Consider the following 24697-nt stretch of genomic DNA (forward strand, 5'->3'; position numbering starts at 1 on the left):
GGCGCCGCACCGGCCCGCCCGGACCCGCCCCGGGCACCACCGTCGGCCGCACTCGCCGCCGCCCCGTCGGCACCGCGCGTCGCCATCCCGCCCGCACCAGGTGCACCGTCCGCACCTGGCACACCCTCCGTACCGGCGCCCCGGCCGGGGTGCGCACCGGGCCGCGTCCCGCCCGACGTCGCACCACCCGCCCCACGCGCCCCGCCCGCCGGCTTCGTCGCGCCCTTGCGTCCCCCGTCCGCCGCCTCCGCCCGCAGAATCTCCTCGTACGCGCCGCGCAGCCGCTCGCCGGGATCGACACCCAGCTCCTCGTTGAGCAGCCGCCGGGTGCGGTGGAACCACTCCAGCGCATCGGACTGCCGCCCCGTACGGAACAGCGCCCGCATCAGCCCGGCGATCAGCCCTTCCCGCAACGGGTGGTTGACGGCCGCGGAGTAGAGGATGGCCGCGGCCTGTTCGTGCTCGCCGAGCGTGCCGTGCGCCCGCCCCAGCGCCTCCACCGCTGTCAGCCGGCGCTCCTCCAGCGCATGGGCCGCGGCCGCGAACGGCGGGCTGGTGACCGTGCCGGTCAGCGCCGGCCCGCGCCACAGCCCCAGCGCCTCGCGCAGCAGCGGTACGGCATCGGCCGGCGCCGCCTCGGGGCGGGCCAGCGTCACCAGCTCACCGAACCGATGGGCGTCGATCAGCTCCTCCGGCATCCGCAGCAGATAGGCGGAGCCATGGGTGGTCAGCTCGATGCCGTACGCCTCCGCACCGGCCTCGGCGAGCGTGGCGCGCAGCCGTGAGACATGCCCCTGGACGACCGTACGGGCATGTTCGGGCGGCTCGTCCTCCCACAGGGAATCGATCAACTGCTCCAGTGGAACGGTGGTGTTGGGTTGCAGCAACAGCAGCGCCAGCACACTGCGCCGTTTGGCGGGCCCGAGCGACAGCTCCCCGGAGCCGGTCGACACGGCGATCGGGCCGAGCAGTGAGAATTCCAACTCAGCCCTCCAAGAAGGCCGTCAGGGCATTCGCCAGCAGATACGGGTCCTTGGCGCCGCACAGTTCGCGCGCCGAGTGCATGGACAGGATCGCGACACCGATGTCGACCGTGGCGATGCCGTGCCGGGCCGCGGTGATCGGCCCGATCGTGGTCCCGCACGGCATCGAGTTGTTCGACACAAAGCTCTGCCACGGCACATCGGCCCGCTCGCAGGCCGCCGCGAAGACGGCCCGGCCGCTGCCGTCCGTCGCATAGCGCTGATTGACATTGACCTTGAGGATCGGTCCTCCGTTGGGCATCGGGTGGTGGCCCGGCTCGTGCCGCTCGCTGTAGTTGGGGTGTACGGCGTGCCCCGTGTCGGACGACAGGCAGATAGTGCCGGCGAAGGCCCGCGCCCGGTCCTCGTACGAGCCGCCGCGCGCGAAGACCGAGCGCTCCAGCACCGTGCCCAGCAGCGGGCCGTCCGCGCCGGTGTCGGACTGGCTGCCGTTCTCCTCGTGGTCGAAGGCGGCCAGCACCGGAATGCTGGTCAGCTCGCTGCCGGCGGCGGCCGCGGCGGTGAGCGCGGCCGTACCGGCGTGCACGGACAGCAGGTTGTCCATCCGTGGACCGGCGACCAGTTCACGGTCGCGGCCCAGATAGGCGGGTGCCTCGATGCTGTGCACCATCAGGTCCCAGCCCTTGATGTCCTCGGCCGGGACGCCGATCTCCTCGGCGACGAATCCGATCAGATCGCCCTCGGCCACCTCGCCCAGGCCCCAGATCGGCGTCATATGGCGCTGCTTGTCCAGCTTCAGGCCGTCGGAGTTCACCGAGCGGTCGAGGTGTACGGCCAGCTGCGGCACCCGCAGCAGCGCCCGGTCGACATTGACCAGTCGATTGCTCCCGTCCCGCAGCGTCACGCGGCCGCTCAGCCCCAGGTCGCGGTCGAGCCAGGTATTGAGCAGGGTGCCGCCGTAGATCTCGACGGCGATCTGCCGCCAGCCGCGGGCGCCGGTGTCCGGAATCGGCTTGACTCGCAGATTGGGAGAGTCGGTGTGAGCCCCGACAATTCGGTACGGAGTCGCGGCGCTCGCGCCTTCGGGGACGTACCAGGCAATGATCGCGCCGCCGCGCAGCACATACTTCCCGCCGCTCGTGCCGTCCCATTCGTCGACCTCGGCGACCTGCCGGAAACCGGCCTTCTCCAGCCGCGCCGCCGCGTTCGCCACCGCGTGGTAGGGCGACGGACTGGCGGCGAGGAAGGACATCAGGTCGTCGGTGTGGCCGCGATCGAAGCGGGCGGAGTTGGTCATGGATTCAGCATAAGGAGCCGGACCCCGCATTCCCCGTGCGTGTGCGACGTGACTCCGCTCCCTTCCGGCCAGGATTTCTGCATTCCAGACCGAAAACCCCACTGGAGTGAACGATTCCGGATTTCCGGGCCGCCACACCCGCCGCACGGGCCACGCGCCGTTCGCACGGCTTTGGCGTACGGCGCGCCTCCGGCGCCGGAGTGACGGAGCGCCGGCTCCCCGGAAGAAGACATGACGAAGCCCGCCTCCCCGGGGGAAGGGAGACGGGCAACGTCAGTCTGTACGGCCAATCTGAGAGACCTCTAAGAACGCCGCGACCGGGCCGCGGAGAACGCTCTTAGAACGCGGCCTCGTCGAGCTCCATCAGCGACTGGTCGATGGACTCGGCCAGCCCACGCTGGACGCCGACGCCCGGCAGGACGTTGTGCGCGAAGAACTTCGCCGCGGCGATCTTGCCGGTGTAGAACGGCTTGTCCTTCGCCGAGGCACCGGCCAGCTTCTCGGCGGCCACGGCCGCACCCTTGAGCAGGAGGTAGCCGATGACGACATCGCCGGAGGCCATCAGCACGCGGGTGGTGTTCAGACCGACCTTGTAGATGGACTTGACGTCCTTCTCGGTGGCGGCGAGGTCCGTCAGCATGGTGCCGACGATCGCCTCCAGGTCGGCGGCGGCCTTGGCCAGCTCGCCGCGGGCCTGCTCCAGCTCCGCGCCACCGATGTTGTCGGCGAGGAACTTCTTGATCTCGTCGGAGAGGGCGGTGAGCGCCTGGCCCTGGTCGCGGACGATCTTCCGGAAGAAGAAGTCCTGGCCCTGGATCGCGGTGGTGCCCTCGTAGAGGGTGTCGATCTTGGAGTCCCGGATGTACTGCTCGATCGGGTACTCCTGCAGGTAGCCGGAGCCGCCGAAGATCTGCAGCGACTGCGCCAGCTGCTCGTAGGACTTCTCCGAGCCGTAGCCCTTGACGATCGGCAGCAGCAGGTCGTTGAGGCGGATCGCGGCGCTCGCGTCCTCGCCCGCGGCCTCCTTGATGAGGATCTCGTCCTGGACCGTCGCCGTGTAGAGCACCAGGGTGCGCATGCCCTCGGCGTACGCCTTCTGCGTCATCAGCGAGCGGCGCACGTCGGGGTGGTGGGTGATGGTGACGCGCGGGGCGGTCTTGTCGGTGAAGGCCGCCAGGTCCGGGCCCTGCACGCGCTCCTTGGCGTACTCCAGCGCGTTGAGGTAGCCGGTGGAGAGGGTGGCGATGGCCTTCGTGCCGACCATCATCCGGGCGAACTCGATGATCTTGAACATCTGGCGGATGCCGTCGTGCTTCTCGCCCAGCAGCCAGCCCTTGGCCGGGTGGTTGGCGCCGAACGTCATCTCGCAGGTGTTGGAGGCCTTCAGGCCCATCTTGTGCTCGACGTTCGTGGCGTAGGCGCCGTTGCGCTCGCCCAGCTCGCCGGTCTCCCAGTCGAAGTCGTACTTCGGCACGATGAACAGCGACAGGCCCTTGGTGCCCGGACCGGCACCCTCGGGGCGGGCGAGAACGAAGTGCACGATGTTCTCGGACATGTCGTGCTCACCGGAGGTGATGAAGCGCTTGACGCCCTCGATGTGCCAGGAGCCGTCCTCCTGCTGGGTGGCCTTGGTGCGGCCGGCGCCGACGTCCGAACCGGCGTCCGGCTCGGTCAGCACCATCGTGGAGCCCCACTGCTTGTCCACCATCAGCTGAGCTATGCGGTGCTGCTCCTCGGTGCCCTCTTCGTAGAGGACGCCGGCGAAGGCGGGGCCGGACGCGTACATCCACACGGCCGGGTTGGCGCCCAGGATCGTCTCGGCGAAGCCCCAGAGGAGGGAGCGCGGCGCGGTGGTGCCGCCGAGCTCCTCCGGGATGCCCAGACGCCACCACTCGGCGTCCATGAAGGCCTGGTAGCTCTTCTTGAACGTGTCCGGAACCGGCGCGGTGTTGGTGTCCGGGTCGAAGACCGGGGGGTTGCGGTCGGTGTCGGCGAACGACTCCGCCAGCTCGTTCTCGGACAGCCGGGTGATCTCGGACAGCACGCTCTTGGCGGTGTCGACATCCATCTCCGCGAACGGTCCGGTGCCGTACACGCTGTCTCGGCCCAGTACCTCGAAGAGGTTGAACTCGATGTCGCGGAGGTTCGACTTGTAGTGGCCCATGGGTACGGCTCCGTAAGTGTTCGGGAGGAGGTGCCTCAGGGAGGGACCTCAAACGCAATACCGGCTAGTAGCCAAATGATGCTACCCACGGGTAATAAGAATCAACCCCTTCTGCCCATCTGTGACGAGCGTCCCCCTGTGAATCGCCGACTCAGTACGCTGTGGCGCATGTACGGCTACGACCAGAACGCGGGCGCCGGGCAGCAGCAGTACGGCGCGCCACCGCCCCCGCCGCAGCAACCGGCCCCCGGGGGCTATGGCGAGCAGCCGCTGTATCCCGAGCCGTCCCCGCCCTCGCTCGCCGACGCGGTGCGCGCCTTCACCACCGGCTCGATGTCGGCCGAGGACTTCCAGGGCATCTTCTCCACGTCCAAGATCTACTGCCCGCGCGGTGACAACCCCGGCTTCCTGGCGCTGCACAACACCCAGCAGCCGGTGATCCCGATGTTCACCTCGCTCAAGGAGCTGCGGCGGTACGCGGGCAAGGAGTCCAAGTACTTCGTGATCACCGGCGCCGAGGTGCTGGACCTGCTGCCGACCGGCTATGGCTTCGTCCTCGACATGGAGGGCGACCACCGGATGGTCTTCGACGCGAAGGCCGTGGAGCAGATGGTCGACTTCGCGATGCGGCGGATGTACGGCTAACGCCATCGCCATGCGCGGGCAGCCGTTCGCCGTCGCCGTGCGGTCGGCGAGCTGCCCGCGCCGCCCGGACGGCCGGCCGCGGTGCCGGACCGAGGGCCGAATAACCCCCACTTGACCTGCGAAAACGCAGACGGGAATGCCGCACGCCTTGCAGGTTGTTCAGTATTCAACTAAGTTGAATGAACGACCGAGGAGGCCGTCATGCCCGCAGTGACCGTAGAGAACCCGTTGACCCTGCCGCGTGTGGCGGCACCCGTCGCGGCGCACACCCGTCCCGTGCTGGCCGTTGCCACCGCTCCGAGCGGATTCGAGGGCGAGGGCTTCCCGGTGCGCCGGGCATTCGCCGGCATCGACTACAAGCACCTCGACCCGTTCATCATGATGGACCAGATGGGCGAGGTGGAGTACGCGCCCGGAGAGCCCAAGGGCACGCCCTGGCACCCGCACCGCGGCTTCGAGACCGTGACGTATCTGATCGACGGCACGTTCGTGCACCGCGACTCGCACGGTGGCGGTGGCGTCATCAACGACGGCGACACCCAGTGGATGACGGCCGGTTCGGGGCTGCTGCACATCGAGGCGCCGCCGGAGTCGCTCGTCATGTCCGGCGGCCTCTTCCACGGCCTCCAGCTGTGGGTGAACCTGCCGAAGAGCGACAAGATGATGGCCCCCCGCTACCAGGACATCGGCGGCGGTCAGGTCAAGCTGCTGACCTCCGGCGACGGCGGCGCGCTGCTGCGGCTGATCGCCGGTGACGTCGACGGCCACCACGGACCGGGCGTCACCCACACGCCGATCACGATGCTGCATGTGTCGGTGAACCCGGGCGCCGAGCTGACCCTGCCCTGGCGCAAGGACTTCAACGCCCTTGCCTACGCCCTGGCCGGACGTGGCTCGGCCGGTGCGGAGGGACGCCCGTTCCGGATGGGGCAGTCGGTCGTCTTCGGCGGTGGGGGAGACTCGATCACGATCCGGGCGGACGAGACCCAGGAGTCGCGCAGCCCGAACTTCGAGGTCGTGCTGCTGGGCGGGCAGCCGATCCGCGAGCCGATGATGCATTACGGCCCGTTCGTCATGAACACCCACGCCGAACTGGCCCAGGCCTTCGAGGACTTCCAGGCCGGCCGGCTCGGGACGATCCCCGCCGGCGAGCACTGACGCCGCGTCGGCAGCCGGCTCCCATCGGGAACGGCGGCGGGGTGGGGGCGGTGTTTCACGTGAAACACCGCCCCCGGCCCGTTCCAGGGCCCGCACCCGGGCTGCCGGCCATGGTGGACTGTCCGGGTGCGAAACGATTCGGATCAAGACCGGCACGGCGCCGAGCGTGAACGGCCGCTGCCCCGACAGCCGTTGCTCCCGATCGAGGCCCGCCGCGTCGCGGCCTGGTGTCTGGTGGGGCTGCTGATCGCAGCCGTGGTGGCCCTCGGGGTGTGGCTGTGCGTCATGCTGAGCGCCGCGGTCACGCCCGTACTGCTCGCGCTGCTCGGCAGTGGGCTGCTCGGGCCGCTCTACCGGCGGCTGGTGGCGATGAAGCTCAACGCTTCGCTGGCGGCCGGACTGACCTGCGCCGTCCTCGTGGTGGTGGTCGGCGGCGCCGGGTACATCGTCATCAGTGCGCTGGTCGACACCGGTGACCAGATCATCGCCTCGCTCAAGGACGCAGCCAAGGACCTGACCAAGCACTTCGGCATGGCCGGCACCTCACTCGACGACCTCGCCACCAACGCCAAGGAACTGGTCACGAAGTTCGGTAGCACCGCGGCCTCCGGGCTGCTGGCCGGCTTCAGCCTCGTCGGCCAGTTCATCGCCGCCGCGATCCTCGCCCTGCTGCTGACCTTCTTCTTCCTGCGCGACTCCGGCAAGGCCGTGCGCGCACTGCACGAGTGGGCACCCGGCGACTCGGCGCCTCAGCTGGAGGGAATGGCCCGCCGTGGCTTCCAGGCCATCGAGGGCTTTATGCGCGGCACCACCTTCATCGCGCTGATCGACGCCATCTGCATCACCGTCGGACTGCTGATCCTTCAGGTGCCGGGCGCCTTCGGCCTGGGCGCGCTGGTCTTCGTCGGCGCCTACATCCCCTATCTCGGCGCCTTCATCTCGGGCGCCGTGGCGATCCTGGTGGCGTTCGCCGACCGCGGCTTTGTGATCGCGCTCTGGGCACTCGGCGTCGTCCTGGCCGTGCAGGTGCTGGAGGGCCATGTGCTCCAGCCGATGATCCAGAGCCGTACGGTCCAGCTGCATCCGGCGACCGTGATGCTGGCGATCACGGCGGGCGCCAGCGTCGCCGGAATCCTCGGCATGCTGCTGTCCGTACCGCTGACCGCGGCCGTCTCCGGCGTGCTCCACGAGCTGCGCAAGCACTACGCGGCGGACTCGGACTCCGACTCCGGGTCCGGCTCGGACTCCGGGTCCGGCTCAGGCTCCGACGACACCGGGCCCGCCGGACCCACGGCCTCCCCCGCGCCCTCGTAAAGCTCGAACCACGTCGACTTGCCGTCCCCGCGCGGATCCACGCCCCACGCCCCGGCCAGCAGTTCCAGCAGCACCAGCCCGCGCCCCGACGACGCCAGTTCGCCGGGGCAGCGGCGGTGCGGCAGCTCGTCGCTGCTGTCGGCGACATCGACGCGGATGCGCCGGGCGCCCCGCTCACCGGAGATCTCGGCGACCAGCAGCGCATCACCGTCGGTGTGCATCAGGACGTTGGTGACCATCTCGGAGACCATCAGCACGGCCGAGTCGACCTGGTCCGGGTCGGCCCAGTCGTGCAGCACATCGCGGATCTGCCGGCGCGCCTCGGCTATCCGCTCCGGCTCGGCCTGCGCGACCGAGAGCACGGTGCGCCGTACGGGCTGCGGCGCCGGCAGACCGCCGGCGCCGACCCCGCAGCTGCCGCCCTCGCGGGACAGCAGCAGTACGGCGATGTCGTCCTCACGGCGGTCCACCAGCGGCCCCGTGGTGTGGTGCGAGGGCGGGCCGTGCACGGCCTGCACCAGCGCATCGGCGAGCCGCTCCAGGCTCTCGTCCTCCCCGCCGACCTCATGCGCCTCGACGATGTCGCGCAGCCGCGCCCAGCCGGTCTCCAGATCGTGGCCGCCGGTCTCGATCAGCCCGTCGGTGCACACCATCATGGTCTCGCCGGGCTCCAGGACGAGCCGGGTGGTGGGGTAGTCGGTGTCCGGGACGATGCCCAGCGGCAGCCCGCCCGCGGTGGGCCGGACCAGCATCGTGCCGTCGCTCATCCGGATCGCCGGGTCGGGGTGGCCGGCCCGTGCGATGTCCAGCAGCCCGGTCGCCGGATCCACCTCGATGTACAGACAGGTCGCAAACCGCTGGTCCTCGCCGTGGCCGCGGAACTCGGTCTCGTTGATCCCGGCCAGAAACCGGGAGGCACGGGAGAGCACCGCATCGGGGTGGTGGCCCTCGGAGGCGTAGGCGCGCAGCGCGATCCGCAGCTGCCCCATCAGACCCGCGGCCCGTACGTCATGCCCCTGGACATCCCCGATGACCAGCGCGATCCGGCCGGACGGCAGCGGAATCATGTCGTACCAGTCGCCGCCGACCTCCAGCCCGCCGCCGGTCGGCACATAGCGGGCCGCGACCGTCATCCCCGGGATGTCCGGCTGCACCGTCGGCATCATGCTGCGCTGCAGACCGAGGGCCAGCTCCTGCTGCTCCTCCTGCATACCGGCCCTGGCCAGCGCCTGGGCCAGCATTCGGGCGACGGTGGTGAGCACCGAGCGCTCGTCGGGCGTGAAGGCGACCGGCTGGGCGAACCCCGCCATCCAGGCGCCGATCGTCCGGCCCGCGTTGACCAGTGGCAGGAACGCCCATGACGTACGGCGGAAGCGGGCGGCCAGCGGCCAGGTGGCGGGGTAGCGGCGGCTGTAGTCCTCGGGCGTGGGCAGATAGATGGCCCGGCCGGTGCGGACGACCTCGGCGGCCGGATAGTCGATCTCCAGCGCCATGTCCATGAAGGACTGCTCATCGCCGGGACGGTGGCCGTGATGGCCGATGACCGACAGCCGGTCGCCCTCGATACCGAAGACCGCCAGGCCGTCCGGCATGAACCCGGGCATGGACAGCCCGGCCGCGACCCGCAGCACCTCGGCGGTGGACCGCGCCTCGGCCAGCGCCCGGCCCGCGTCCAGCAGGAACGCCTCGCGGGAACGGCGCCAGTCGCCGGTTATCGGGGTGTGCGCGGCAGAGGTGCCGGGCTGCGGCTCGGGGACCTCCTGAAGGGTGCCGACCAGCTCGAAGTCGCCGTCGACGATCCGGGGGCGGGAACGGGAGCGGACGATGCGCAGCACCCGCCCGCGCTCGTCCACGATGCGCAGCCGGGCCTCGGCGAGCGTCTCCTCGCTGACCGCGAGCTGCACGACCCCGTTGATCTCGGCGAAGTCGACGGGATGAAAACGGGAGCGCACCGCGGCCTCGGTCAGCTCCACCGGCTCGGCGGGCAGCCCGAGCAGCCGGGCCGCCTCCGCATCGAGGGTCACCCGTCCCGAGGCGTTGTCCCAGCGCCACAGGCCCGTCGCGATGGCAGCCAGGAGATCCTTGGTGCGCATTGCATCACTTTATGGGCGTTTGGCGGGACGCGACCAGTGAACCGGACGTGACCCTCGTCCCAGCCGGAGGCCCTCACTTCGGGCTCCGAAAACGCTGATGCGTATATGTCAACCAAGGGCTGGGGGTCGGGACGGTAACCTGGAGCGGTTATGTCAATCCTGGGGTGGCCTTTCGGGTGATCCACGAGGAGAGCGACCGGGCGTGCGAGCCCGTGTTCCGTTCCCTCTCCTCCGTTCCCTCTTCACCTCGACACTCGCGACGACTTGGATGAGCGATGCACCGGTACCGGTCCCATAACTGCGGCGAGCTCCGAGCCGCGGACGTCGACACGGACGTCCGCCTCAGCGGCTGGCTGCACAATCGACGTGACCTGGGCGGCATCCTCTTCATCGATCTGCGCGACCACTACGGTCTCGTGCAGCTCGTCGCCCGCCCCGGCACCCCGGCCAACGAGGCCCTCAGCTCGCTGACCAAGGAAACCGTCGTCCGTATCGACGGCAAGGTCAGCGCGCGCGGCGCCGACAACGTCAACCCCGATCTGCCGACCGGCGAGATCGAGATCGAGGTCTCCGAGGTCGAGGTGCTCGGCACCGCCGAGCAGATCCCGTTCACGATCAACGCGGACGACGGCGTCAACGAGGAGAAGCGCCTGGAGTACCGCTTCCTCGACCTGCGCCGCGAGCGGATGCACCGCAACATCATGCTGCGCACCGCCGTGATCTCCGCCATCCGCCACAAGATGGTGGCCCTCGGCTTCAACGAGATGGCGACCCCGATCCTGTCCGCGACCTCCCCCGAGGGCGCCCGCGACTTCCTGGTCCCCTCCCGTCTGCACGCCGGCAAGTTCTACGCGCTGCCGCAGGCCCCGCAGCAGTTCAAGCAGCTGCTGATGATCGCCGGCTTCGACCGCTACTTCCAGATCGCGCCGTGCTTCCGCGACGAGGACGCCCGCGCGGACCGCTCGCCGGGCGAGTTCTACCAGCTCGACATCGAGATGAGCTTCGTCGAGCAGGAGGATGTCTTCCAGCCCGTCGAGCAGCTGATGACCGAGCTCTTCACCGAGTTCGGCAAGGGCCGCACGGTCACCTCCCCCTTCCCGCGCATCCCGTTCCGCGAGGCGATGCTCAAGTACGGCTCCGACAAGCCGGACCTGCGCGCAGAGCTGGAGCTGGTGGATGTCTCCGACGTCTTCGCCGGCTCCGGCTTCAAGGCCTTCGCCGACAAGCACGTCCGCGCTCTGGCCGTGCCGGACACCGCCGACCAGCCGCGCAAGTTCTTCGACCAGCTGGGCGACTTCGCCGTCCAGCAGGGCGCGAAGGGCCTGGCCTGGGTCCGCGTCGGCGACGACAACGCGCTGACCGGCCCGATCGCCAAGTTCCTCACCGAGGACGACATCAAGTCGCTGGTCGTCGCCCTGGACCTCAAGCCCGGCCACGCCGTCTTCTTCGGCGCCGGCGAGTTCCACGAGGTCTCCAAGATCATGGGCGCGGTCCGCGTCGAGGCCGCCAAGCGCGCCGGCCACTTCGTCGACGGCGAGTTCCGCTTCTGCTGGATCGTCGACTTCCCGATGTTCGAGAAGGACGAGGAAACCGGCAAGATCGAGTTCTCGCACAACCCCTTCTCCATGCCGCAGGGCGGCCTGGAGGCGCTGGAGACCCAGGACCCGCTGGACATCCTGGCCTGGCAGTACGACATCGTCTGCAACGGCACCGAGCTGTCCTCCGGCGCGATCCGTAACCACGAGCCCGAGGTCATGTACAAGGCCTTCGGGATCGCCGGCTACGACAAGGAGACCGTCGAGGCGGAGTTCGGCGGCATGCTGCGCGCCTTCAAGTTCGGCGCTCCGCCGCACGGTGGCATCGCCCCCGGCGTCGACCGCATCGTCATGCTGCTGGCCGACGAGCCCAACATCCGCGAGACCATCGCCTTCCCGCTCAACGGCAACGCCCAGGACCTGCTGATGGGCGCCCCGACCGAGGTCGAGGAGGCCCGGCTCAAGGAGCTGCACCTCTCGATCCGCAAGCCGCAGGTGAAGTAGCACCAGCGACAGTACGGGGCCTCAAAAAGGCTCGCAGGGGCGGCGTTTCATGTGAAACGCCGCCCCTTCCCGTTCGATGCCTCGCGTGCCTGCTCGGGGGTCCTGCCGCCGCGCAGGGGGATCCCGCTGCTCCAACCGCCCCACACGTGTGGCCGCTCCCGGGCACCGCCCGCAATGTGGTGCCCATGCAGCAAGCCATCCTCCTCCCCGCCACGTCCGGGCGGCGGCCGCGGACCCGTGCGGCGTACTCCGGTCCGGCCCACGACCTTCGGTGGCTCGTCGTCGTGGCCCTCGCGTTCACCGCCTGCCAGCTCTACTCCGCGCTCGCCGTCTCCGGTCTGGGCTGGGACGAGACGGTGTACGTCAGCCAGGTCGATCCCGATGCGCAGGCCGCGTTCTTCAGCGCCCCACGCGCCCGCGGCATCACCCTCCTCCTCGCCCCCGTCGCCGCCCTGACGACCTCGGCCACCGTCCTGCACTGCTACCTGGCGGTGCTCTCCGGCCTCGGGCTCCTCCTCACCCTGTGGATCTGGCGGCACCTGCTGCCCGCCCCGGCGACGGCGCTCGGCGGCGCGCTGTTCGCCGGTCTGTGGATCACGCTCTTCTACGGCCCGCAGGCGATGCCCAACCTGTGGGTCGCCTACGCCGTACTCGCCGCCACCGGCTGCTTCCTGCTGGCGGTACGGCCGCGGGCCCGCCACCTGTCCGGCGAACGTCCCCGCACCGGCCGGGGCGCGGCAGTCGGTCTCGCCATAACGCTGGCCCTCGCCGCGCTGATGCGCCCCATCGACGCCGTATGGCTGGCCGTACCGCTCTTCGCCGCGGCGCTCTTCGTCCGGTCGTGGCGGCGCCCCGCCGTCCTGCTGGCGGTACCGGCCGGCCTGGCGCTGGGGTGTGCCGAGTGGGTCGCGGAGGCGTACGCGTCCTACGGCGGCCTGCCGGCCCGGCTGCGGCAGGCCGGCGAGATCCAGGGCGGCCTTGGCTGGCACCCATCCTTCTACGACCACGTACGGGCGCTCCAGGGCAAGACGCTGTGCCGCCCCTGCGAGATGTCCTGGGAGCATCCGGTGACGGCGGTGTGGTGGTTCGCGCTGCCCCTGGCGGTCGCCGGGGCGGTGTGGGCGGCGCTGCGCGTACGCGAACTCGGCGGCGGGCGGCACCCGTACGGGCTGGATCCCGTGCAGGCGGGCGCCCGCGACCCCAACGGCTTCCTGCCCCCGTACCGGAACGCCTCCGTGGAGACCGTCGATCGCGAGCCCGACGACGGGCGGCAGTGGTACACACCGGATCCCGTCTGGCCCAGCGGCCACAACCCCGGCGCCGAGCCCCTTCGCTACGGTCCGGCCCCCGTCCTCCTCCCCGCGCTCCTCGGCGTCTGCCTGGCGGCGCCCTATCTGCTGATGGTCGACTACGCCGCGCCGCGCTTCCTGCTGCCCGCCTACGCCCTGCTGCTGATGCCGGCCGGCTGGTTCCTGTACCGGCTGGCCCTTCTGCTGCGCGGCCGGCCCGCCTGGGCGGTGGGCGCCCTGGTCCTCGCGCTGCTGGGCCATGAGGCGATCCAGCTGGCGATCCTGCACAAGATGGTCGGGGGCACCGCACGGGTCCAGGCCGACATCGACCGGCTCGCCGATTCGCTGCGCGACGCCGGCGTGCGACCGGCGTGCGTGGTGACCGGCGCGGAGGCGGTACGGGTGGCGTACCGGGCCGGCTGCGCCTCCCGCCAGCCCGGCGGTCACGACGCCAGCATCACCCCGGCGGCCCTGGCCCGGCTGGGCGCGACCCGCCCGGCCGCCGTCATCCTGACCCACGGCGAAAAGGCGCCGGACTACGCCCACGGCTGGCGGGCGGTCCCGCTGCCGCCGGTGGCGGGCCTCGGCCCGCTCCGCGCGTATGTGTCCACGGCGGCCCGACGCTGAGGTGGGCGGTACCGCGGGCCCGGCCCGGGCGTCCACACCCCGGCGCATACGACGAAGACCCGCCTTCCCTCCGACTCTCGGGCCGGACGGAAGGCGGGTCTCACAGGTCTTGCGGTCCTACAGGTCCTGTTGGCCTTCCGGCCCTACGGACGCTTACTGCTCCGCGCCGCCGAAACGCTCGCGGTACGACTCAAGGTCGTCCTCAGTGATCTTCGCGAACAGCACCGGCGGCACCGTGAAGGGCGTCCCGGCCGGCACCGAGGCCAGCGCCTTGGCCTCCTCCTGGGAGACCCACACGGCCGTGTCGTTCTCCAGGGCGAACGCACCGCGCATCGCCTTCGCCGACGCCGGAATGAACGGCTCGGAGACCACCGCGTACAGATGAATCAGATTCATCGCGGTACGCAGCGTCAGCGCCGCCGCGTCCTCGTCGGTCTTGATCTCCAGCCACGGGGCCTTCTCCTCCAGGTAGGAGTTGCCCGCGCTCCACAGGGCGCGCAGCGAAGCCGCCGCCTTACGGAACTGCAGCGCCTCCATGTGGCCCTCGTACTCGTCCAGCAGCCCGGCGATCTCCTCGCCCAGCTTCTGCTCCGCGGCCCCGGCCTCCGCGCCCGCCGGCACCTCGTCGCCGAACCGCTTCCGCGAGAACGACAGCACCCGGTTGACGAAGTTGCCGAGCGTGTCCGCCAGGTCCTTGTTGACCGACGACGAGAACAGCTCCCAGGTGAAGGAGGTGTCGTCCGACTCCGGGGCGTTGGCGATCAGGAAGTAGCGCCAGTAGTCGGCCGGCAGAAGCTCCAGCGCCGCGTCCGTGAAGATGCCGCGCCGCTGCGACGTCGAGAACTTCCCGCCGTAGTAGTTCAGCCAGTTGAAGGCCTTGAGGAAGTCGACCTTCTTCCACGGCTCGCGGGTGCCCAACTGCGTCGCCGGGAACATCACGGAGTGGAACGGCACATTGTCCTTGGCCATGAACTCCGTGTACCGGACGTCTTCGGCCTCGTACCACCACGACTTCCAGTCGCGGTTCTCCGGGTCGACGTCCGCCCACTCCTTCGTCGAGCCGATGTACTCGATCGGCGCGTCGAACCATACGTAGAAGACCTTGCCCTCGGCCGCCAGCTCCGGCCACACATCCGCCGGCACCGGAACGCCCCAGTCCAGGTCACGGGTGATCGCCCGGTCCTGGAGCCCCTCGGTCAGCCACTTGTGCGCGATGGAGGAGGCGAGGGTCGGCCACTCCTTGCTGCCGTTGCCGTCCAGCCAGCCCTCGACCTCGTGCTGCAGCTTCGACTGGAGCAGGAACAGATGCTTGGTCTCCCGCACCTCAAGATCACCGCTGCCGCTGATCGCCGAGCGCGCGTCGATCAGATCGGTCGGGTCCAGCACCCGGGTGCAGTTCTCGCACTGGTCGCCGCGCGCCTTGTCGTAGCCGCAGTGCGGGCACGTACCGACGATGTAGCGGTCCGGCAGGAAGCGGTCGTCGGTGATCGAGAAGACCTGGCGGATCGCCCGTTCCTCGATGAACCCGTTCTCGTGCAGCTTGCGCGCGAAGTGCTGCGTCAGGTCCCGGTTCTCCGGCGACGAGCTCCGCCCGAAGTAGTCGAACTCCAGCGCGAAGCCTTCGTAGATCGCCTTCTGCTTGTCGTGCTGCTCGGCACAGAACGCGTCGACCGACTGGCCCGCCTCCTTCGCCGCCAGCTCGGCGGGGGTTCCGTGCTCATCCGTCGCACAGATGTAGAGGACGTCGTGTCCACGCTGCCGCAGATACCGCGAATACACGTCCGCCGGGAGCATGGACCCCACCATGTTGCCCAGGTGCTTGATCCCGTTGATATACGGAAGGGCGCTGGTGATGAGGTGTCGAGCCATTGCCGGCTGCTCCCAAGTCGCTACGGTGAGTGAGGATTTGCTTTACGGAACGTCAATATCGTACTGGACGGGGTGGGGGCACCGTCGCGGGCTTTTCGGGCGGGCGGGGGCGGCGCGAGACGGGAGCCGGCGGATGTGCGGGACGGCCGCCGCTGACGTGTGCGCCGGACGCCGGATCCCGGGCAGGACAGGGACTCCGTAGCCTCCGTAGCAAGCCTGCCCTGTCGTCACCGGCGCCACACGGCCACCATGGGCCCCACCGCCGGGCCGTCACACCGCATCCGCCGACTTCGCACTGTCCGCCGCCGGGACAGGGCCATGCTTCGGGGCCCGCCCATTGACCAGCAGGCCGGCTACGAGGGCGGCCAGCAGCATGATCGCCGAACCGACCCCGATGGCCAGGGTGAACCCGTGCACCACCCCGTCCTTCACGATCCCGTCCCGGACGGCCGGCGTGAGCCCCCGCGCCCCGCTCCTGCGCGCCACGTCCGCCACCTGCCCCGCGATATACGTCGCGCTCGTCGACGTCGCGATCGTGTTCAACAGCGCCGTACCGATCGAACCCCCCACCTGTTGCGCCGTGTTGACCGTCGCGGACGTGACTCCGGAGTCATACGGCGCAACCCCCGTCGTCGCCGTCGCCATCACCGGCATAAAGGTCAGCCCCATACCGAGACCGACGAGAAGCTCGGCCGGCAGCACCTGCGCGACATACGCGGGCTCGGCGGTCAGGAACGTCAGCGTGAAGAGCCCCGCGGAGGCGAGCAGCGCCCCCGGAACCATCAGGAAGCGTGGCGGCAGCAGATGCAGCAGCCGCGCCGATATCTGCGTCGACCCGACGACGATCGCCGCCACCATCGGCAGAAAGGCGAGCCCCGCCTTGACCGGCGAATACCCGAGCACGGTCTGGAAGTAATAGGTCAGGAACAGGAACATCCCGAATATGGCGATCACCGCCAGCGCCATGGTCAGGAAAGCGCCACCACGATTCCGGTCCCGCACGATGTGCAGGGGCAACAGGGGGTGCCGGGCCCGCGTCTGCCACCACGCAAAGACGGCCAGCAGCACCACACCCCCCACCAGCAACCCGATGACCAGCCCGTCCCCCCACCCCCGCGGCTTCGCCTCACTGCACCCGTAGACAATCGCGACCAGCCCACCGCAGCCGAGCGCCACGCCCCGTATGTCCAGGTGGACGCGCCCCCGCTCGGGCGTGTCCCGCAGAAACACGGCCGCACCGACGAACGCGATCACCGCGATCGGCACATTCACATACAGACACCAGCGCCAGTCCAGGTACTCGGTCAGCAGCCCACCTGCGATCAAGCCGATGGCCGCACCTCCACCCGCAATGGCCCCGTAAATGCCAAAGGCCTTGCTTCGCTCCTTCCCGATCGTGAAAGTCGTGGTCAGCAACGACAGCGCCGACGGCGCCAGCAACGCGCCGAACGCCCCCTGCAACGCCCGCGCCCCGAACAGCAACCAGGACCCGGTCGCCGCCCCGCCCAAACCCGATGCGACCGCGAACCCGACCAGCCCGATCATGAACGTCTTCTTCCGGCCCACCAGGTCCGCGATCCGCCCGCCCAGCAACAGCAGCCCGCCAAACGCGAGCGTGTACGCGGTGATCACCCACTGCCGGTTCGCATCCGACATCCCCAGCTCCCGCTGAGCCGACGGCAGCGCAATATTCACGATGGTCGCGTCCAGCACCACCATCAACTGTGCAATCGCGATCACCACCAGCCCCCACCAACGCCGCGGATCAGGCTCGGCGCCACCGGCCCAGCTGGGCGTGGTGCGGGCAGGAGGGGGCGCGGGCCCTTCCCCTTGGCTCGCGTGGCTCATCGCGACCCGCCTCCGCCGGCAGTCGGCCATCGCCCCGATCGGCCCCGGCACACCCCCTCACGGCACCCCGGCCGCCCAGACCGCCCGAATCGGCGCGCAACACCCATTCAGCCTAGGCAGCCGGGCGAAGACTCGCCTCCCGTGGTGAACCGGCATCCGGATGGGCGGATCAGCCCAGCGGCTTCTTGACCTCGCTGCGTATCTTGTCCGTCGTATCCGCGAACGCCTGAAGGTCCACGGACTGCGGGTCCTTCGCCAAATCGGCGGCATCGGTCTGTGCCACGTTCCCACCCGTACTGGAATCGGCCCAGACGCAGAACGCCAGCGTGATCTTCTGGCCCATTTCCTGCCGCACATCCACTCCGCACGTAAGCGGATCCCCGCCCCCACTCGGCGTGAACTTCTTGTCCGCTACGGCGACTTCGGTCTTTCCGTCTTTCGTCATGCCACGGATGGCATGGTCGACGGTCGTGCTCGGATCATCGATGGATCCATAAAGGCCGAGCATCACCAAGGACTTTGTGCCGCTGGTGTACTGCCCACCCGCCGTCTTTATGCCGTGCTCATTCGCCCCTTCGTGCGGCACGGCGCCATCGGCCTGCTGGGTGATGTCCTTGTCGAGCTTGTACTCGCCCCCGGCGAGCGTCTGCGGCACCGTGATCTTGTACTTCGGCCCGGTGGAACCACCGCCGGCGCGGCCGGCGCCACTGAAAGCCACGGCCGATATCACGCTCCCGATGACCACTATGCCGACGATCGAGCCGATGATTCCCCACACCTTGCCGGCATTCCCCTTGGGCGGAGCCGGCGGCGGCATACTCGGCCCGCCGAACCCGAATGGGGCCTGCGGCGGCGCCCCGTAAGGCCCTTGAGGCGGCCCCGCGTAGGGAGCTTGCGGCCCGTACGGTCCAGGTCCTGGGGGCATCTGACCTCCCGGAACCTGCTGCGGATACCCGCCCGGCTGGCCGAATTGCGGCGGACCGGACGGCGCGCCGTATCCCGGTGCGCCGCCAAAACCATTGTGCGGCTGCTGCGGTGTACTCATTTCGTTCCTTCGCTCAAAAGTTCTTGCCGCTGAGGGCCAGGCAGGTCTGGTCCGAATGTTTTGCTTCCGCGCCTGTTCATGCACCGGCATCAGCCCGGCCTGGGAGGTGCCATTTCTCTGTATCGATTTCTCTGCATCGATAGTTTTTCGGTGCGCCCGATTCCCGCCCCCGGTGCCCCCGCTCGATGGCTCCAGCCTGTCATGCGGCGCTTGAGGGGCGCCGAGGAAACCGGCCGGACTGTGCCGAAATGGGGGCGGCCGCGGTGGGCCCGTGGCGGGCCCGGCCGCGGCCGGTGGGGGTGGTGCGTGGAGCGTGTTGTGGTGGGTCAGTTTTCCTTGAGGACGCCGGCGCTGCGGGCCTCGGTGAGCCACTCGGGGAACTCGACCATCAGCTGCTGGTAGAGCTCGTCGTGGGTGAGGCTGCGAGGGTCGCGGCCGGCGTGGAAGAAGCCGGCATTGTCGACGACGCGCTTCTCCGGGACGGCCAGGTCGTCGAGCTTGCGGAGGAAGTCGAAGCCCTTGGCCTCCGGGTCGCCGAAGCCGATGAACTGCCAGAAGATCGGGAGTTCGGCCGCCTCGCACAGGGCCTTTTCGGCGGCCGGCTTGGAGGTCGGGGCGCCGTCGGTCTGGAAGATGACGAAGGCGGGGGCGTCGGTGTCGGAGTTCTTGTAGTGCTCGACGACCGCGTTGATGGCCCAGTGGTAGTTGGTACGGCCCATGTGGCCGAGGCCGGCGTGCAGTTCCTCGATGCGGCCCTCGTAGTTGGTGAGGTCGATGTCTGCGGTGCCGTCGATGTCGGTGGAGAAGAAGATGACGGGGACGGTGGCGTCGTCGTCGAAGTTGGCGGAGAGGCCGAGGGCCTGCTCGGCGAGGTTCTGGACCGTGCCGTCCTTGTAGTAGTTACGCATCGAGCCGGAGCGGTCGAGGACCAGGTAGACGGCGGCGCGCTGGGTGGCGAGGCCGTGCTTGTCCAGGGTTGCGGCGGCGGACTTGTAGAGGCTGAGGAGGGCGGGGGCGGTGNTGGAGAGGGGGGCGGAGACGGGGGTGGGGGTGGTGGCTGCGGGGGCGGGTGTTGCCTCGGGCTCGGCCTCGACCTCGGCCTCGGGCTTCGCTTCCGTCTTTGCTGCGGGCTCGGCGTCGGGGGTGGGCTTCGCCTCCGCCTCTGCCACTGCCTCGGGCTGGGTCTCCGGCTCGGCGACGGCTTCCGACTTCGCCTCCGCCTCGGGCTTCGCCTCGGTCTCCGGCTCAACCTCCGCCTCGGCGGCGGGCTTGGCCTCGTTGACCGGCTCGGCCTCGTCGGCGGGCTCGGCCTGAGGCGCCGCCACCGTCTCCGGCTTGACCTCCGCCTCGGCCTCCGGCTCCGACTTCGCCTCGGTCTCCGCGGGCTTCGCCTCCACCTCAGGCTTCGCCTCCACCTCAGGCTCCGCCTTCGCCTCCACCTCCGACTTCGCCTCAGCCTCCGGCTCCGCGGACTCGGTCGCGGGCTCAGGGGTTGCCGTCGGAGCCGCCGCCTGGGCCGGTGCCGGGTTCGGGTTGTCGAAGGCCTGGCTTACGAGGTCGGCGACGACGTCGGTGGTGACGGATGCGTTGGCCTCGGGTGCGTCCTTGGCGGCCGTTTCAGTCGCCTCAGCCGTCTCAGTCGTCTCAGCCGTCTCGGTCGTCTCCGAGGCGGCAGTTGTGGCCGTTTCGGTGGGCTCGGCGGCAGGCTCGTCCTGTGCGGCGGGCTCCTCAGGTGCCGCGGGGGTCTCCGGGGCGCGGTCCGTCGGGCCGGCCTGTGCCGGGAGGGTGGCGGTCGTCGGCGCCGGGGCCGTGTCCGGGGTCTCCGTAGGGGCCGTGCGGGCGGCGGGGACCTCGGCCTCAGGGGCCGGGGTGGCGGAGTCCGGGGTGGACTCCTCGCGGGCCTCGGGGATGGTCGCGGACTCCGGCTTGTCGGCGCCGCTCGGGGCCGCGCCGGTTTCTTCACGGGTCGCCTTGGAGCGACCGAAAGCGTTGCGCAGCAGACTCCGAATGCCCATCGGCGAACCTCTCTTGTGTGTGGTGGGTGCGGCGTATGTCCGTGAAGCACAGACATGTCCCTGACCAGGACGGATACGTAAGGGTAGCGGCCAGCACCGGCCTCATCGTGGGACCCCGCGCCTTGTGTGGTGGGCCATCCGGGGGTGTTGCGGAGGGATGTGGTTTCGGCCGTCGGACGGCCGACGGGTTGTGCGGACGTTTGCCCTGCGTACGAGGTTGTTCGGTCCTGGGCGGGCTTCTCGACCCGGGGCGCAGACGTGCGTACAGACGTGTGTGCAGATGTGTGGGCAAAACTGTGTGCAGATGTACGCGCAGATGTACGCACAGGTGTGGGGGCAGGCGCAAACGTGGCTTGCTCGGTGTGCTGCGGGCCGGCTTGACCTTTTCCAAAGCGTCGCTTGACCACTCGTACGGTGCCGGGCGGGTCTGCCGTGTCCCCGGATTCACCGTGTGTTCATGTTTGCGTCGTCGTGCGGCGGGGCGGCCCTCCTAGCGTCACCGCGAACCGAACGAAAACGTTCGACACCGTTCTGGAGGGGGAAAACGTGCGCAAGTTCCTGCCGCTGATCGGCTCGCATCCTGGTGGGCGTTCGGCCATGACGTGCCGGTACCGCTGTGGTGACGCCTGTTTTCACGAGACGCCCAATGTGAGCGACAACGAATACGTCGGCGATGTCATCACCGGTGCGCTGTCGCGGCGTTCGATGGTGCGGGCGGCCGCGGTGGTGACGGCCGCGGCGGCGGCCGGGGGCGTAGTGGGCGGAGTGGGGGCGCCTTCGGCCGCCGCCGCGCCGTCGGGGCATGGCCGTGAGCCCCACGGAGGCAAGGGCCACAAGGCCGCTCGCGGACTGCGGTTCGCGGCCGTTGCGCCGAATACGGCCGACGCGGTGGTCGTCCCCGAGGGGCATGCGCAGAACGTCGTCATCCGATGGGGCGACCCGATTCTGCGTGGTGCGCCGGCCTTCGACCCGGACCGGCAGTCGGCGAAGGCGCAGGCCGGGCAGTTCGGTTACAACAACGACTACATGGCTGTGCTGGACGTGCCGGGCGAGCGGCATCGGCAGCTGATGGTGATCAACCACGAGTACACGGATGAGCAGTTGATGTTCGCCGGGTACGACGCGGAGGCGCCGACGCGGGAGCAGGCCGAGATCGGCTGGGCGGCGCACGGGCTGTCCGTACTTGTCGTGCAGGAGGAGCAGCGCAGCGGGCGGCTGACGGCGGTGACCCGGCACCGGCTCAACCGTCGGATCACCGGCACCACGCCGTTCGAGGTGACCGGGCCGGCGGCGGGCAGCGAGCTGCTCAAAACGTCCGCGGACCCGGAGGGCACCCGGATTCTGGGGACGCTCAACAACTGCGGGGGCGGCATTACGCCGTGGGGGACGGTGCTGTCCGGCGAGGAGAATTTCAACCAGTATTTCGCCAATGGGGGCGGTGTCACCGAGCCGACGACCGCCGCTCGGCTCAAGCGGTACGGGATCACCGGCGGAGCGAGCCAGCGTAAGTGGGAGCGGTTCGACAAGCGGTTCGATGTGGCGCGTGAGCCGAATGAGGTGAACCGGTTCGGGTGGGTCGTCGAGATCGATCCGTACGATCCGGAGGCGACGCCGCGGAAGCTGACGGCGCTGGGGCGGTTCAAGCACGAGGCCGCCGAACCGCGGCTGACGGCCGATGGCCGGCCCGTCCTCTATATGGGCGATGACGAGAAGTTTGACTACTTCTACAAGTTTGTGTCCGGCAAGCGGATGAAGCGGGGGAGTTCGCGGGCCGCGCGGGAGCACAACCGGACGCTGCTGGACGAGGGGACGCTGTATGTCGCCAAGTTCAGCGGGGACAGCTCGGCGGGCGAGATCGACGGGTCGGGGAAGCTGCCCAAGGACGGGGAGTTCGACGGGTCGGGCGAGTGGATTCCGCTGGCGAGCGGTGACATGTCGTATGTGCCGGGGATGACGGCGGAAGAGGTGTACGTCTTCACCCGCATGGCCGCGGACAAGGTCGGGGCCACGAAGATGGACCGGCCGGAGGATGTCGAGCCCAGCCCGCGTACCGGACGGGTCTATATCGCGCTGACCAACAACAGTGACCGGGGGAAGCCGGGGAAGGCGCCCGCGGATGAGGTCAATCCGCGGAACGCAAACAAGCACGGGCAGATTCTGGAGCTCAACGAGCACTGGGACGACCCCGCCGCCGACCGTTTCCACTGGCGGTTGTTCCTGGTTTGTGGCGACCCGGAGGACCCGGCCACGTATTTCGGTGGATTCCCCAAGGATCAGGTCAGCCCGATTTCCTGCCCGGACAACATCACCTTCGATGTGCACGGGAATCTGTGGATATCGACGGACGGAAATGCGCTGGGCAGCCATGACGGGCTGTTCGGGGTGGCGACCTCGGGCGAACGGCGCGGCGAGGTCAAGCAGTTCCTGACCGTGCCCACGGGGGCCGAGACATGTGGGCCGATCGTGCAGGAGCGGCGGGTGATGGTCGCCGTGCAGCACCCGGGTGAGGTGGACGGGGCGAGTGTGGAGAAGCCCGCATCGCAATGGCCTGATGGCGAGGGGGAGTTGGTGCGGCCTTCCGTGGTGAGCGTGTGGCGGGAGGACGGGCGGAACATCGGAATGTGAGGCCGGGGTGAGGGTCCGTGGGGCGGGCGGGATCAGCGCTCGCCCCGTGGACCCACGCCCCCTCCCACCAGCCTCCGCCCCGCCCGCGCAGACCGTCCCACCGGCCTCTCCGCCGGCCCTTCCACCGGCCCCTATTGCGGCCGCCCACCCCGCCCCCACATCACGCCGCGGAAACGATGTGGCAAGAGCAGGGTAAGAAGTGAGTCGTTCAGGTATCCGATGCGCAGGTGTGCCCGTCTTCTCCGGTGACCATTGTCCCGAGCCGCCCGTTGTGCCTTAGGCGGCCGGATAGCAGGCAAGAACCCTTTCGCGGGTGACGGGAGATGTGGGCGCATGGGGCTGACCAGTCAGTCGCTCGAATACACGGTGGTCGTGTTGGCGGTGGCCTGTGTGGTTGCCACGGTGTGGCTCTGGCCCCGGCTGTCCCGGCGCGGGGTGGGCCCCGTCCTGGGCCGGCTGGGTGCCATTGCGGCCACCCAGCTGTCGATCGTGTGCGCGCTCGCCCTCGCCGTGAATACGAACTTCGAGTTCTACGGCAACTGGGACGAGCTGCTCGGCAACAATGACAAGGCCCCGGTGTCCGTGAGCCAGAGCGGCGGGCAGTACGCCGCGGTCGGCAACATGAAGGGCGGGCTGGTCCAGCCGGCCGGTCCGCAGGGCCTCGATCGGGTGACCGGGCTGCCGAAGGGCCCCGCCGACAAGGTGGGCAAGGTCGAGTCCGTACGGATCATCGGCCGCCGTACGCGGGCCATCAACCCAGGCTTCGTGTATCTGCCGCCGCAGTACTTCCAGCAGCAGTTCCGCCGGCAGCGGTTCCCCGTCATGGTCGTCATCAGCGGCTACCCCGGCGGGATCATGAACCTGGCGCAGCACCTCCAGGTGCCGCAGAACGCCGGCCGGCTGATCGCACAGGGCAAGATGCAGCCGACGGTGATCGTGATGGTCCGGCCGACGATCGCGCCGCCGCGGGACACCGAGTGCGTGGATGTGCCGGGCGGGCCGCAGGCCGAGACGTTCTTCACCAAGGACCTGCCGGACGCCATGAAGTCGGCCTACCGGGTGGGCCATGACCCCAGTGCCTGGGGCGCGTTCGGATACTCGTCCGGTGGTACGTGCGCGCTGCAGCTGGCGATGCGTAACCCGAAGGCTTACACCTCGGCGGTCTCGCTCTCCGGCGACTACGCGATCAAGGACGACCTGACCACCGGCAGCCTCTTCGGCGCCGGCCCGGCGGGCGCCCAGCGCGAGCGCGAGCACGATCTGCTGTGGCGCCTGAAGAACCTGCCCGCGCCGCAGATCTCCGCCCTGGTGGCCAGCAGCCGCAAGGGCGAGGCGGATTACGGCGACACCATGAAGTTCCTCCATGCGGCCAAGTCGCCGATGACGGTCGACTCGATCATCCTGCCCCAGGGCAGCCACCAGTTCGCGACCTGGCGGCGCGAGGTCGTACCGGCCCTGGAGTGGCAGAGCCAGCAGCTGACGTTCCCGCAGGACACCCAGGCCGTCGCCCCGCCGCGCAAGCCGGGGGCCGGAGTGGGCAAGGGCGGCGCCCCGAGCAAGGTGACCGGGCCGCCCAAGGCGCCGGCGACCGGCGACGACAAGGGACGCCGGCGGGTGGAGGCGGAGCGCCCGCAGGGGTGAGCCGAAGATCCTTCCGTAGCCGTGAGCCCGGCCCGCACCCCGCGG

Annotated in this window: 15 protein-coding genes; 7 read left to right on the top strand and 8 right to left on the bottom strand. The window is 69.6% G+C overall.

Features of this window, described 5'->3' with window-relative positions; all coding sequences use genetic code 11:
• The 3 genes from DY245_RS19965 to DY245_RS19975 all read right to left on the bottom strand — a co-directional run.
• Nucleotides 1-983 (bottom strand): AfsR/SARP family transcriptional regulator (locus tag DY245_RS19965; protein ID WP_244943149.1); only part of this gene is annotated, 983 nt, incomplete at its 3' end.
• A 1-nt stretch (nt 984) separates the two neighbouring features.
• On the bottom strand, nt 985-2280 hold the full coding sequence (locus DY245_RS19970) for a M18 family aminopeptidase (protein ID WP_128508614.1): 1296 nt from the start codon (nt 2278-2280) through the stop codon (nt 985-987).
• A 337-nt stretch (nt 2281-2617) separates the two neighbouring features.
• Entirely contained in the window at nt 2618-4444 is a 1827-nt protein-coding gene (locus DY245_RS19975) for an acyl-CoA dehydrogenase (RefSeq protein ID WP_128508615.1), read from the bottom strand.
• A gap of 168 nt (nt 4445-4612) precedes the next feature.
• Here DY245_RS19975 and DY245_RS19980 point away from each other — a divergent pair, with 168 nt between their 5' ends.
• From DY245_RS19980 to DY245_RS19990, 3 genes are all read left to right on the top strand, one after another.
• The gene (locus DY245_RS19980; protein WP_046927143.1) at nt 4613-5089 is read left to right on the top strand and encodes an SseB family protein; all 477 of its coding nucleotides are present in this window, start codon (nt 4613-4615) and stop codon (nt 5087-5089) included.
• 201 nt (nt 5090-5290) lie between these two features.
• Nucleotides 5291-6247: a pirin family protein gene (locus DY245_RS19985; protein ID WP_128508616.1), complete on the top strand. Its 957-nt coding sequence runs from the start codon at nt 5291-5293 to the stop codon at nt 6245-6247.
• Nucleotides 6248-6373: 126 nt separating this feature from the next.
• Nucleotides 6374-7561 (top strand): AI-2E family transporter, encoded by a 1188-nt coding sequence (locus DY245_RS19990; protein WP_128508617.1) that lies wholly within the window; start codon nt 6374-6376, stop codon nt 7559-7561.
• On the opposite strand, the gene DY245_RS19995 is transcribed toward DY245_RS19990, so the two are convergent.
• Entirely contained in the window at nt 7450-9654 is a 2205-nt protein-coding gene (locus tag DY245_RS19995) for an ATP-binding SpoIIE family protein phosphatase (protein WP_128508618.1), read from the bottom strand. The two genes, DY245_RS19990 and DY245_RS19995, sit on opposite strands and share 112 nt — an antisense overlap.
• Nucleotides 9655-9929: 275 nt before the next feature.
• Here DY245_RS19995 and aspS point away from each other — a divergent pair, with 275 nt between their 5' ends.
• Nucleotides 9930-11693 (top strand): aspartate--tRNA ligase, encoded by a 1764-nt coding sequence (gene aspS, locus DY245_RS20000; protein WP_128508619.1) that lies wholly within the window; start codon nt 9930-9932, stop codon nt 11691-11693.
• Nucleotides 11694-11878: 185 nt separating this feature from the next.
• Nucleotides 11879-13609: a hypothetical protein gene (locus tag DY245_RS20005; protein ID WP_128508620.1), complete on the top strand. Its 1731-nt coding sequence runs from the start codon at nt 11879-11881 to the stop codon at nt 13607-13609.
• Nucleotides 13610-13762: 153 nt separating this feature from the next.
• Here the strand turns inward: DY245_RS20005 and metG are convergent, their stop codons facing one another.
• The 4 genes from metG to DY245_RS46475 all read right to left on the bottom strand — a co-directional run bounded on the left by metG (nt 13763) and on the right by DY245_RS46475 (nt 19345).
• Complete coding sequence (metG, locus tag DY245_RS20010) at nt 13763-15478, bottom strand: methionine--tRNA ligase (protein ID WP_128508621.1); 1716 nt, start codon at nt 15476-15478, stop codon at nt 13763-13765.
• Between the two features lie 270 nt (nt 15479-15748).
• The gene (locus tag DY245_RS20015) at nt 15749-17221 is read right to left on the bottom strand and encodes an MFS transporter (protein WP_128508622.1); all 1473 of its coding nucleotides are present in this window, start codon (nt 17219-17221) and stop codon (nt 15749-15751) included.
• A 274-nt stretch (nt 17222-17495) separates the two neighbouring features.
• Nucleotides 17496-18104 (bottom strand): hypothetical protein, encoded by a 609-nt coding sequence (locus DY245_RS20020; protein ID WP_128508623.1) that lies wholly within the window; start codon nt 18102-18104, stop codon nt 17496-17498.
• Nucleotides 18105-18697: 593 nt separating this feature from the next.
• Nucleotides 18698-19345: a vWA domain-containing protein gene (locus DY245_RS46475; protein ID WP_280524987.1), complete on the bottom strand. Its 648-nt coding sequence runs from the start codon at nt 19343-19345 to the stop codon at nt 18698-18700.
• Nucleotides 19346-20932: 1587 nt separating this feature from the next.
• Between DY245_RS46475 and DY245_RS20030 the strand changes: the two genes are divergently transcribed.
• Both DY245_RS20030 and DY245_RS20035 read left to right on the top strand, forming a co-directional pair.
• A complete protein-coding gene (locus DY245_RS20030; RefSeq protein ID WP_128508625.1) occupies nt 20933-23011 on the top strand; it encodes a PhoX family protein in 2079 nt (692 codons plus the stop codon).
• A gap of 333 nt (nt 23012-23344) precedes the next feature.
• Nucleotides 23345-24652 carry an alpha/beta hydrolase gene (locus DY245_RS20035; protein ID WP_128508626.1) on the top strand — a complete coding sequence of 436 codons (1308 nt, stop codon included), beginning with the start codon at nt 23345-23347 and terminating at the stop codon, nt 24650-24652.
• Nucleotides 24653-24697 lie beyond the last annotated feature (45 nt).

Source organism: Streptomyces inhibens (assembly GCF_003389455.1).
Classification (GTDB): domain Bacteria; phylum Actinomycetota; class Actinomycetes; order Streptomycetales; family Streptomycetaceae; genus Streptomyces; species Streptomyces inhibens.